Origin of the sequence: Paracoccus sp. SCN 68-21, from assembly GCF_001724535.1 — a bacterium.
Lineage (GTDB): Bacteria > Pseudomonadota > Alphaproteobacteria > Rhodobacterales > Rhodobacteraceae > Paracoccus > Paracoccus hibiscisoli.
In genome coordinates, this window is sequence record NZ_MEES01000045.1 from 1 (window position 1) to 10610 (window position 10610).

Here is a 10610-nt window from a genome sequence, read left to right on the forward strand (position 1 = left end):
TGCGGTAGCGCGCAGCCTCAGGTTTGCTCATGCCGAAGCGCTTACCCTACCAGGCCAGCCGCGTGAATCCCGCGGCACGCCGAGTTTTGCAACAACGCCAAGCTGATCGAACACCATTGCCATAAGCTTCACCGGCTTTATGAGGTGGATCGGTCTGAAATCGTCTGGACCCCCACCGACCGCGCTGTCTTCAACGCGGTAGCCCCTGAGTGGGTGCGCAGAATTCTGTGTGCCGCATGCGAAACCGGGCTGCGTCCTGCCGACCTCATCAAGCTTACTGCAGCTAACGTCGAGGACACCCCGATGGGCCGCCGCCTACGGGTTCGTACGAATAAGCGGAAACGACTGGCCCATATCCCGATCACGCGACCGCTTGCCGCGCTTATCGACAGTACGCCGTCACACCAACCTCTGATCCTTACCAATGCGAGCGGCGACGCACTTACCCCGCACCGCGCATCTGAAGGGGTGCGGCAATGGCGCGATAAGGCCAAGCTCTCTGACGATCTGAGGCTTAATGATGCAAGAGGAACTGCGGCCACGCGTTTGCTTAACGCGGGCCTGTCATTGGCAGAAATCGCCAATCACATGGGTTGGTCAGTTCGATACGCGGCCAACGTGATCGAGCATTATGCCCGCGTCTCCCCCGATGAAACTGATGCTGTTCTAGTGAAGCTGGCGCAGGCCAAAGGATGTGAAGCATGACCATAGCTGTAAACGCTCCTGTAAACGGAGCACCCGGCGTAATCGGCAAACTTTCCCAAGTTATTGAAACTCTGTGGAGGCGGGTACCGGAATCGAACCGGTCTTCACGGATTTGCAATCCGGTGCGTAACCTCTCCGCCAACCCGCCGCCGTCGAGAGTGGCCGTGTCCTAACGGATTGCCGCGACCCTTGCAAGACGCGAAGCGCGCGGCCCATGTCCTGCGTTGCCCAAGCGGGGGAAACATGGCAATAGTCGCGCAAACGACCCAAGCAGAGGTTCCCCTGACATGAGCGATTTCGCCGCGCGCCGCACGATGATGGTGGACACGCAGGTCCGGCCCAGTGACGTCACGAAGTTCCCGGTGATCGAGGCGATGCTGACCATCCCGCGCGAGGATTTCGTGCCCGCCAGCCGCCGCTCCGTCGCCTATTCCGGCGAGAATCTGAATATCGGCCATGGCCGCGTCCTGCTGGAGCCGCGCAGCCTGGCCAAGCTGGTCGATGCGCTGGACATCCAGCCCGACGAGCTGGTTCTGGACCTGGCCTGCGGTTACGGCTATTCGGCCGCCGTCATGGCGCGCATGGCCGAGGCCGTCGTCGGCATCGAGGATGACGCCGAACTGGCCGCCGAGGCCGAGGACCGGCTGACCCGCGCCGGCATCTTCAACGTCGCCGTCCTGCACGCCCCCCTGACCGAGGGCGCGCCGAAACAGGGCCCCTATGACGTCATCCTGATCGAGGGCGCGGTCGAGGAGATCCCCCCCGCCATCATCGACCAGCTGCGCGAGGGCGGCCGCATCGGCGCGCTGTTCACCGAGGGCGCGCTGGGCGTCGCCCGCATCGGCACGCGCCGCGGCGACCGCATCGCCTGGCGCTATGCCTTCAACGCCAATGCGCCGATGCTGCCGGGCTTTGGCCGCCAGCGCGGGTTCGCGTTGTGAGGGTGCTGCAGCGTGTGGCGGCGGTCGCGCTGCTGTCGCTTGGCGCGGCGCTGCCCGCCCGGGCCGAATCGCTGGCCGACACGATGGTCGCGGCCTATCGCCATTCCGCGCTGATCGAGCAGAATCGCGCCGTGCTGCGCGCCGCCGACGAGGATGTCGCGGCCTCGGTCGCGGCGCTGCGCCCGGTCGTCGAATGGGTCGCCCGCCAAAGCGCCAGCCGCGCCGAGGGCAGCACGACCGCACGCTCGACCTCGCTGTCGATCGGGGCGCTGGTGACGCTCTATGATTTCGGGCGGGGACAGCTGGCCATCGACGGCGCCAAGGAACAGGTGCTGGCCACGCGCCAGGCGCTGGTCTCGGTCGAACAGGACGTGCTGCTGGCCGCGGCCATCGCCTATTTCGACGTGCGCGAGGCGATCCAGCAGGTCGGCCTGCAGCAGAATTCCGTCGAGGTCCTGACCAGCGAGCGTCAGGCCGCCCAGGACCGGTTCGACGTCGGAGAGATCACCGTGACCGACGTGGCCCTGGCCGATGCGCAGCTGGCCGCGACCCGCGCCGCGCTGGCCGCCGCCAACGGCCAGCTGGAGGTCGCGCGCGAGGTCTATCTGGCGGTCACCGGCCGCCAGCCGGGCACCCTGGCCGCGCCGCCGCCCCTGCCCAGCCTGCCCGCGACCATGGACGAGGCGCGCGCCATCGCGCAGCGCAGCCACCCCGCCATCGGCCAGGCACAGCGCCAGGCCGCGGCCTCGGAGCTGGCCGTGGCCTCGGCCGCAGCCGAGCGCAACCCGACCCTGTCGGGCACCGCCAGCGTCGGCGTGACGCGCAGCCCGCAATCCGATCTGGGCGGCGGTTACGGCAGCCGCAATTCCTCCTCGGTGGGGCTGGAGCTGTCGCAGACGCTCTATTCCGGGGGGCGGCTGTCGGCCGGGCACCGCCGGTCGATGGCGCAGCGTGATCAGGCGCGGGCAGGGTTGCTGAACACCTCCCGCCAGGTCAGCCAGCAGGTCGGCGAAACCTGGGCCAACATCGCGGTGGCGCGCGCGCAGATCACCGCCATCACCCAGCAGATCTCGGCCGCGCAGCAGGCCTATGACGGCGTGCGCGAGGAGGCGCAGCTGGGCGCGCGCACCACGCTGGACGTGCTGGATGCGGAACAGGCGCTGCTTCAGGCGCGGGCGGACCGGATCACGGCGGAATCCAATCTGCAATTAGCTCATTATCAACTTCTGGCTGCTATGGGTCTGTTGACGGTAGAAAACCTGCAACTGGGAATCCCGACCTATGACCCATCGCAATATTACAACGCTGTGCGGAATGCGCCCGCAACCAGCAGACAGGGCGAAAGCCTGGACCGCGTGCTGCGCGCCATCGGCCGGAACTGATCCGGCACTGGCGGTGCGCCATGGTTAAGGCGCGCCGCACCTCCGCCACCGATGCGGCGGACCCCGCCCAGCCCCCCGTGCTGACGGTGATCGAGGGGACCAAGCCCCGCCGCACCCGCAAAGCCGCGGCGGCACCCGAAGCCCCCGCCGCCAAGGCCCCCCGCGCCCGCACCGCCAAGCCGAAGGCCGCGCCGCGCGCAGAGGACGCCCCGCCCAAACCCGCCGCCAAACCGCGCAGCCGCTCCAAGGCCGCGCCCAAGGCGCGTGACGTGACCAAACCGGCCCGTCAGACCCGGGCCCGTGCGGCCAAGCCCGCCCCGGCATCCGATGCCCGTTGGGTCGACGAACTTACCTTTGCGGCCCAGGCCCAAGCCCAGGCCGGGCGCAGCGTGGCCCAGATCGTCCTCTCCGAGGATCAGCCGCTGGGCGCCGCCGCCCGAGAGATCGCCCGCATCCGCTCCGAGATGCAGCAGATCCGCCACATGATCGACAGCCAGCCGGTCGAGCAGGGCGATGCCCATGCCATGCTGCAGCGGCTGTGCCGCAACCCCGCGCCCCGCGGGCTTCTGGCAGGCAGCACGGCCTCTGTCATCGAACTGGTGCCGCAGACGCGCCGCGCCTCGGCGCCTGCCGCCCGCGCGCTGCGGGCGGTGCCCGACGCGATCGCCGCACCGCTGCCGGACGCCATTGCCGATACGGTCGCGCCGCAGATCTCCCCGGTGATCGCGAACCCCGACCCTGTTCTTGCGCAGCTCGTCGCGCCCGTCGCCATGCCTGCCCCGGTCCGGGCACCCTCGCGCATCGCGCGGTTGCTGTCGGCCTGGGGGGATTGGCTAATGTGGCGCCTGCTGCCGCCGGCCCTGCCCAGCCAGGCCTCGGCCGCGCGCCCCGGCGCGACGCCGCAGCCCCTGCGCCAGGCGGCTGCCGCCAGCGTGGCGCAGGTTGCCCCGGCGGACTCGGCACCCGTCGGTCGCGGACCGGTCGCGCCAATGCCGCCCCAGCCCCCGGTCCCGATGGACGAGATCGTCGGCCAGGCCGTCACCCGGATCATGGAGGATGGCAGCCTGCGCGCCCACCTGAAGGAGATGATCCGCGAGGAGTTGGAGGGAGAGATGGGTGCCCGATTCTCGGGCAACCTGCGCGCAGTGGTCCGCCGCGAGATCGCGACCGCCCTGGATGAGCGCCTGACCCATCTGTAACCCCTCAGGCGGGCAGGGTCAGTTCAGCATCCCCTCGGGATCGACGCTTTCGAACCCGCGGCGGATCTCGAAATGGACGAACCCTGCGCTGCCCGCCTGTCCCAGGGACTGGCCTGCCTCGACGCTGTCGCCCTTGGCGACGGCGACCTCGCCCAGATTGGTATAGACGCTCATCAGGTCGCCCTCGTGGCGCACCACGATGATCGGCGTCCCGGCGCTGTCGCGGGTGATCGCCGCGACCTGTCCGCCGCCCGCCGCGCGGACCGCGGTGCCGCCGGGTGCCGCGATGTCGATGCCGTCGTTGCGGCCCTTTTCATAGGTCCGGATGATCGCGCCATCCACCGGCATGCGGAACCGCCCCCCGCTGGAGGCGGCGGTGCGGGTCGATCCCAGATCCGTCGTCGGCACGTCTGGCGCGGGGGCGCCCGCGGGCGGTGTCGTCTCGTCGGGCAGGGGCTGCGCAGCCGAGGGCGGTGTGGGGGTCGGGCTGCCGGTTCCCGGCGCGGTGGTCGCCAGGCGGTCGGGGCTCTGACCCGGCTGCGGCACGATCAGGCGCTGGCCGGGACGCAGGCTCATGTCGGTGGGCAGGCCGTTCCAGCTGGCCAGATCCTGCACCGTCACGTCATAGCGTCGGGCGACGGCCCAGGCCGTCTCTCCGGCGGCGACGACATGTTCGCGCGGATTGGGCACGGTGGCGGCCGCGGGCGCGGGTTGCGCGGCGGCGGTGGTCGCGGGCACCGGCTGCGCGCCCGTGGCAAAGGGATCGGTTACGACCGTCGTCCCGCCACCGCGCGCAGGCGCGGCCACGGCCACCTGGCGCGGCAGGACCAGCACCGCCCCCGCCTGCATCGGCGCGTCAGCGGGCAGGGCGTTATGCGCCGCCAGTTCCGGGCCCTGCAGCCCCAGCCTTGCGGCGATGGTCATGGGCGTGTCGCCCGCCTGCGCCACCACCGCCTGTCCGCCCTGAAAGCTGACGACTCCGCGCGCGTCCGGCGCGGGTCGGGGGGCGGCCGCTGCGGCCGCGGCGGCGGTGTCCATGCCGCCCATCAGCCCGCGCAGATCCGGATCGAAGACCCCATCCGCCCCGCAGCCCGCCACCGCCAGCAGCGCCACCAGGGCGCAGCCCGCGCGAAAGTCAAATCTGGTCATGATCCTGTCCTCAGCCTGCCTTGTGGTGGCCGGGGGTCATGTCTGGCCCAACCCCTCGACCAGCGGAACGAACCGCACCTGTCGCAGCTCGTCGTAATCGAAGCCGATTTCCGTCCGCGTCACGCGGATCAGGGTCTGCACCGCATCCGACTGCCCGACAGGCACGACCATGATACCGCCGATCTTCAGCTGTGCCAACAGGGGGCCGGGCGGATCCTCGGCCGCGGCGGTCACAAGAATGCGGTCGAAAGGCGCCTGGTCGGGCAGTCCGCGCGACCCGTCGGCCACCTGGGCTATGATGTTGTGCAGCCCCAGACCGCGAAAGATCGCCTCGGCCTCCTGGACCAGGCGGCGGTGGCGGTCGACGGTATAGACTCGGCGGCACAGCCCCGACAGGACCGCCGCCTGATAGCCCGAGCCGGTCCCCACCTCCAGCACGGTGTCGCGCGGGCCCACCTCCAGCGCCTGCGTCATCAGCCCCACGACCGAGGGCTGGCTGATCGTCTGGCCGCAGGGGATGGGCAGGGGCGTGTCCTCATAGGCGCGGTCGGCGAACTGGCCGCGCACGAACAGGCCGCGGTCGATCCCCTCCATTGCGTCCAGCACACGCAGATCGGTGACGCCGCGCGTGCGCAGCTGATAGACGAAGCGCATCTTGCGTTCGGCCTCGTCCCCGTCACTCATTCGGCGGCCCGGGCCAGCGGGTCGTCCAGCGCCGCCGCCAGCCGCTCCAACGAGGCGTGGCAAGTCAGGTCGGCCCGCATCGGCGTGACCGACACGAACCCCTCCATGGTGGCCGCCACATCGCTGCCCGCCCGCGCCGGGGCCTGCTGCGATCCGCCCGCGATCCACATGAAGCGCCGCCCGTTCGGCGCGTTATAGGGCACCGCCGCGAACCGCGATCCTTGCCGCTGGCCCTGGGGCGCGACGCGCAGGCCCTGCACGGCGCGGGCCGGGACAGGCGGGAAATTCACGTTGTAGAACAGCCGGAAATCGGCATCCGACGACCAGTCGCCGTGATCCAGCAGGCGCCGTATGACCGCCGCACCGTGATGGCGCGCGCCCTCGAACGGGTCGGCCAGATCGGCGGTCTGCGGGCCCAGATATTGCGACAGGGCGATGGCGGGCAGGCCCTGCAGCGCCGCCTCCATCGCGCCGCCGATGGTGCCGGAATACATCGCGTTCTCTCCGGCATTGTTGCCGCGGTTGACGCCGGACAGGACCAGATCGGGCGCCCCCTCCATCAGATCGCCCAGGGCAGCCAGCACGCAATCGGCCGGGCTGCCCTCGGCGGCATAGCGACGCTCGCCCAGGCGGGCGATCATGGTGGGGTGGGTATAGCTGATGCAATGGCCCACGCCTGATTGTTCAAAGGCCGGGGCGACCGTCCAGACCTCTCCGTGGGGGCCGGCCAGCTCGGTCGCGATCTGGTGCAGGACCTCCAGGCCCGGTGCGTTGATGCCGTCGTCATTGGTGATGAGAATGCGCATCCTGTCCCCCGGTCGGCCTGGCGCGCGCCCCTGCGCACGCGGTTGTGACCCCAACTGCTTAGCGGTGGCGGGTTCCTGCTTCAACCCGTTCCTGCGATGGGGCCTGGGACGGTGGCCTGCACCAAGGGGTCCGAAGCGGTTTGACCTTGGCGGCGGCGCGTTGCATCGTGGTCGGAACGCGCAACGGGCCGGGATGCGATGCAGATCTATCTTCCCATCGCCGAAGTCTCGGTCAACGCCTTCACCCTGATGGGTCTGGGCGGGCTGGTCGGTGTCATGTCCGGCCTGTTCGGCGTGGGCGGCGGGTTCCTGATCACGCCGCTGCTGTTCTTCATCGGCATCCCGCCGGCCATCGCGGTGGCGACCGGGGCGAACCAGGTGGTCGCCTCGTCCGTGTCGGGCGTGCTGGCCCACATGAAACGCAAGACCGTCGATTTCCGCATGGGGGGCGTGCTGCTGGCGGGGGGGATGGTCGGGTCGGGGCTGGGGGTGCTGGTCTTCAACATCCTGCAGCAGCTGGGCCAGGTCGAGCTGGTCGTCCAGCTGTGCTACGTCGTCTTTCTGGGCCTGATCGGCGCGATGATGCTGCAGGAGAGCCTGCGCGCGCTGCTGCGCGCCCGCAACCCGTCCGGGCGCCGCCGCCTGCACCAGCACATGTGGGTCCACCGCCTGCCGCTGAAGGTCAAGTTCCGGGCGTCGGGCCTCTATATCAGCGTCATCCCGCCTCTGCTGGTGGGGCTGGCGGTGGGGGTGCTGGCCGCGATCATGGGGGTGGGCGGCGGCTTCATCATGGTGCCCGCGATGATCTATCTGCTGGGCATGCCGACCAAGGTGGTGGTCGGCACCTCGCTGTTCCAGATCACCTTTGTCACGGCCTTCACCACGCTGATGCACGCGGTCAGCTACAACACGGTGGACGTGATGCTGGCGGTGCTGCTGATCATCGGCGGCGTGGTGGGCGCGCAGATCGGCACCACGCTGGGCGCGCGGCTTAGGGCCGAACAGCTGCGCATCCTGCTGGCGCTTCTGGTGCTGGCGGTCTGCGGCAAGCTGGCGCTGGACCTGTTCCTGACACCCGACGACCTGTTCGTCATCACCACGCGGGGGTCGTGATGCGCGCGGCCCTTCTGGCGCTGATGATGCTGATGATGCCCGCGGCCGGGATGGCGCAGGGGGCGGGCTCGACCATGCCGGCCGATCCGGGGGCGGGGCTGATCCCGCCCGCGGCTCCCGGCCCGGTCTGGCCGCTGTTTCCCGACGCGACCGCGCCCCGCGGCCCGGTGACGGAGCAGGACGGCCCCACCGAACAGGTGGTCGCGGGCCTGTCCAACAGCGCCGTGGCCATCACCACCAGCTTTGATGGCAGCGATATCCTGATCTATGGCGCCGTGCGGCGCGAGACGCCGATTCCCGACGGCCCGCTGGACGTGATCGTCACCATCGAGGCCCCGTCCCAGCCCCTGACCATCTGGCAGAAGGCCCGCCGCTTCGGCATCTGGGTCAATACCGACCGCGTCGATGTGGGGGCCGCGCCCAGCTTTTACGCGGTGGCCACGACGCGGCCGCTGTCGGACATCCTGGCGACGGAATGGGACAACCGCTATCGCATTTCCCTGCCGCTGGTGCTGCGCGCCTTCGCCAACGCGCCCCAGGTCGAGGACGCGCTGCCCTATACCCAGGCCCTGATCCGCCTGCGCCAGCAGAACGGCCATTACCGGCTGGAGGAGGGCGCCGTCACCCTGGTCGAGGACACGCTGTTCCGCACCGACATCCGCCTGCCCGCCAACCTGATCGAGGGCGATTACCGCGCCCGCATCTTCCTGCTGCGCGAGGGGGCGGTCATCGACGCCTATGGTGCCGCGATCGAGGTGCGCAAGGTCGGCCTGGAACGCTGGCTGTACCGGCTGGCCTATGACCACCCGCTGCTCTACGGGCTGATGTCGCTGGCGGTGGCGGTGATCGCGGGCTGGGGCGCCTCGGCCGCGTTCCGCAAGCTGCGCCGCGCCTGACCCGGCCTTACTCGGCGGCCTGCGGCAGCAGCCAGACCCCCGGCGCGGGCGCGGTGCAGCCCCGCAGCGCGCAGCCATAGGCCGACGCCCGCAACGCGTCGGTCAGCACAGCCTCGGCCAGGAGGCGCCCATCGCGCAGCAGCAGGACGTGATGGGCGAGCATCGCGGTCAGGTTCAGGTCGTGCATGATCGCCAGCGTCCCGCACCCGCCTGCGGCATCACCGACAGCCGATGGGCGACGCCCCGGCTGCTGACCGGCTCGTCCAGCAGCAGTGGGTCCAGCCCGACGCCCACGATCTTGGCGGCGGTGAAGGCAAAGCTCAGCGCGCTCTGCTGGGCAGGACGGCGCGCTGGCGGGGCAGGGCCGCGGGCGACTGGCCCTCGATGGCGCGCCCGTTCAGCGTGATGCGGCCCTGTGCGGGCGCGATCTCGGCGGTCAGGGCGCGTAGCACGTTGGTCTTGCCCGACCCGTTCGGCCCAATGATCGCGGTCAGCTGCCTGGTACTCGCGCGCAGAGACACGCCGTCCAGGATGGGGCGCCCAGACAGGGTGACGTGCAGGTCGGCGGCGACCAGCTCATGCGTCCAGCATTTTGCGGTTCGAGAGCAGCACCCACAGACAGGCTACGCAGGGGAATGCCCGATTGCGCCAGCAGGGCGATGGTCTTGAACGGGCTTGCGCCCTCATCGGCCAGGATCAGGTCGGGGCGACCGACAGCACGCCCTCGGTCGGCAGGGCGCGCATATAGACCATATCGGCCAACGCCAGGTGGCGGGAGGTGCTATCGTGCATCACCAAGCGGTGACCTTGGCCCAAGGCCACCGCTTGGTGACCGACCCGCTGATGGCCAGCACCCTGTCCTGCTGCACCCCATCGTGCTGCGGGCGGGGGCGGAAAAGGGCGCCTTATCGGTGCCGCAGTCGGTCACCGTGATCGAGAGGCAGGCCCCGGCCGACCTGGCGCCCGCCAGCATCGGCGACGTGCTGGTGCAGGTGCCGGGCCCGGCTAATCCCGGCGGGGCGGGCCTTTTCGGCCAGGGCTTCAACATCCGCGGCTTTGGCGCGACCGGCACCGCGGCCTCCGAGGCGGGCATCGTCCAGCGGATCGACGCAGAGCGGACGTACTCCGAATCCTACTGCCAGGGATTCCTTTTCGTCGAACCCGACTTCCTCAAGCGGGTCGAGGTGCTGCGCGGCCCCGGATCGTCCACTCTGCACGGCGCGGGTGCGCTGGGTGGCGTCATCGCGATGGAGACGATCGACGCGGACGACCGGATCGCGCCGGGCGCGAACAGCGGGGGTCGGGTCCGGCTGGGCCATGCCAGCAACCCCGGGACCGGCTTCGGCAGTCTGGCCTGGGGTTGGCGCACCGATACCGGTGCCGTGACCGCCTTTGCCTATCGCATCATCGGCGACACGCGGGACGCCGATGGCCGGACCATCGTGCGCGCCAACGCTGACACGCCGAACCTGCTGCTCAAGGCGCGCCAGCAGCGGGGCGACCCCTGGGTCGAGGCGTCCTCTCTGCATCTGGAGGCCAAAGGCGACGACCAGAACCTGAACCAGCTGGAGGGGCCGCAGCCCTGCCTGTTTCGCGGATGCACCGGCTGGGGGGTGGGGGACATCCTGACCCGCGACCGGTAGTGTCCGCGCACGTGGTGTAATTTCACCGGCACGTTCGGTGTAATCTCGGGTGGCCATCGAGGTGTATGATCGAGGTGGAGTTTCGACGCTTC

12 protein-coding genes and 1 tRNA gene are annotated in these 10610 nt (G+C 70.0%); 7 read left to right on the forward strand and 6 right to left on the reverse strand.

What is annotated here, in order from left to right; translation table 11 throughout:
- Window positions 1-144 precede the first annotated feature (144 nt).
- Window positions 145-705: a tyrosine-type recombinase/integrase gene (locus ABS73_RS12120; protein ID WP_286693470.1), complete on the forward strand. Its 561-nt coding sequence runs from the start codon at window positions 145-147 to the stop codon at window positions 703-705.
- A 74-nt stretch (window positions 706-779) separates the two neighbouring features.
- Here the strand turns inward: ABS73_RS12120 and ABS73_RS12125 are convergent.
- Window positions 780-853 (reverse strand) — tRNA-Cys (locus ABS73_RS12125).
- Between the two features lie 139 nt (window positions 854-992).
- Between ABS73_RS12125 and ABS73_RS12130 the strand changes: the two genes are divergently transcribed.
- The 3 genes from ABS73_RS12130 to ABS73_RS12140 are packed head-to-tail and all read left to right on the forward strand — an operon-like array spanning window position 993 to window position 4227.
- Window positions 993-1646 (forward strand): protein-L-isoaspartate O-methyltransferase family protein, encoded by a 654-nt coding sequence (locus tag ABS73_RS12130; protein ID WP_277022427.1) that lies wholly within the window; start codon window positions 993-995, stop codon window positions 1644-1646.
- Window positions 1647-1648: 2 nt separating this feature from the next.
- A complete protein-coding gene (locus ABS73_RS12135; RefSeq protein WP_286693471.1) occupies window positions 1649-3028 on the forward strand; it encodes a TolC family outer membrane protein in 1380 nt (459 codons plus the stop codon).
- A gap of 20 nt (window positions 3029-3048) precedes the next feature.
- On the forward strand, window positions 3049-4227 hold the full coding sequence (locus ABS73_RS12140; protein ID WP_277022424.1) for a hypothetical protein: 1179 nt from the start codon (window positions 3049-3051) through the stop codon (window positions 4225-4227).
- A gap of 18 nt (window positions 4228-4245) precedes the next feature.
- Here ABS73_RS12140 and ABS73_RS12145 read toward each other — a convergent pair whose 3' ends face one another.
- Genes ABS73_RS12145 through surE form a run of 3 tightly spaced genes read right to left on the reverse strand, consistent with a single transcriptional unit; the run spans window position 4246 to window position 6866 of the window.
- Window positions 4246-5376: a peptidoglycan DD-metalloendopeptidase family protein gene (locus ABS73_RS12145; RefSeq protein WP_277022422.1), complete on the reverse strand. Its 1131-nt coding sequence runs from the start codon at window positions 5374-5376 to the stop codon at window positions 4246-4248.
- Window positions 5377-5412: 36 nt separating this feature from the next.
- Complete coding sequence (locus ABS73_RS12150) at window positions 5413-6060, reverse strand: protein-L-isoaspartate(D-aspartate) O-methyltransferase (RefSeq protein WP_277022421.1); 648 nt, start codon at window positions 6058-6060, stop codon at window positions 5413-5415.
- The gene (gene surE, locus ABS73_RS12155; RefSeq protein WP_136857457.1) at window positions 6057-6866 is read right to left on the reverse strand and encodes a 5'/3'-nucleotidase SurE; all 810 of its coding nucleotides are present in this window, start codon (window positions 6864-6866) and stop codon (window positions 6057-6059) included. The genes ABS73_RS12150 and surE overlap by 4 nt, the downstream gene beginning before the upstream one ends.
- A 198-nt stretch (window positions 6867-7064) precedes the next feature.
- Between surE and ABS73_RS12160 the strand changes: the two genes are divergently transcribed.
- Window positions 7065-7979, forward strand: a complete 915-nt coding sequence (locus tag ABS73_RS12160; protein WP_136857456.1) for a sulfite exporter TauE/SafE family protein — start codon at window positions 7065-7067, stop codon at window positions 7977-7979.
- On the forward strand, window positions 7979-8875 hold the full coding sequence (locus ABS73_RS12165) for a TIGR02186 family protein (RefSeq protein ID WP_277022419.1): 897 nt from the start codon (window positions 7979-7981) through the stop codon (window positions 8873-8875). Before ABS73_RS12160 ends, ABS73_RS12165 begins: the two co-directional genes overlap by 1 nt.
- Window positions 8876-8882: 7 nt before the next feature.
- Here ABS73_RS12165 and ABS73_RS16765 read toward each other — a convergent pair whose 3' ends face one another.
- Window positions 8883-9062 (reverse strand): ATP-binding cassette domain-containing protein, encoded by a 180-nt coding sequence (locus tag ABS73_RS16765; protein ID WP_338118603.1) that lies wholly within the window; start codon window positions 9060-9062, stop codon window positions 8883-8885.
- A 133-nt stretch (window positions 9063-9195) separates the two neighbouring features.
- Window positions 9196-9396, reverse strand: a complete 201-nt coding sequence (locus ABS73_RS16770; RefSeq protein WP_338118602.1) for an ATP-binding cassette domain-containing protein — start codon at window positions 9394-9396, stop codon at window positions 9196-9198.
- Between the two features lie 390 nt (window positions 9397-9786).
- Between ABS73_RS16770 and ABS73_RS12175 the strand changes: the two genes are divergently transcribed.
- Complete coding sequence (locus ABS73_RS12175; protein WP_277022417.1) at window positions 9787-10518, forward strand: TonB-dependent receptor plug domain-containing protein; 732 nt, start codon at window positions 9787-9789, stop codon at window positions 10516-10518.
- Window positions 10519-10610 lie beyond the last annotated feature (92 nt).

Bases quoted from the DNA above. Each gene is read 5' to 3' on its own strand.
- ABS73_RS12130 (WP_277022427.1), top strand. From the start codon at position 993: ATGAGCGATTTCGCCGCGCGCCGCACGATGATGGTGGACACGCAGGTC.
- ABS73_RS12140 (WP_277022424.1), top strand. From the start codon at position 3,049: ATGGTTAAGGCGCGCCGCACCTCCGCCACCGATGCGGCGGACCCCGCC.
- ABS73_RS12145 (WP_277022422.1), bottom strand. From the start codon at position 5,376: ATGACCAGATTTGACTTTCGCGCGGGCTGCGCCCTGGTGGCGCTGCTG.
- ABS73_RS12150 (WP_277022421.1), bottom strand. From the start codon at position 6,060: ATGAGTGACGGGGACGAGGCCGAACGCAAGATGCGCTTCGTCTATCAG.
- surE (WP_136857457.1), bottom strand. From the start codon at position 6,866: ATGCGCATTCTCATCACCAATGACGACGGCATCAACGCACCGGGCCTG.
- ABS73_RS12160 (WP_136857456.1), top strand. From the start codon at position 7,065: ATGCAGATCTATCTTCCCATCGCCGAAGTCTCGGTCAACGCCTTCACC.
- ABS73_RS12165 (WP_277022419.1), top strand. From the start codon at position 7,979: ATGCGCGCGGCCCTTCTGGCGCTGATGATGCTGATGATGCCCGCGGCC.
- ABS73_RS16765 (WP_338118603.1), bottom strand. From the start codon at position 9,062: ATGCACGACCTGAACCTGACCGCGATGCTCGCCCATCACGTCCTGCTG.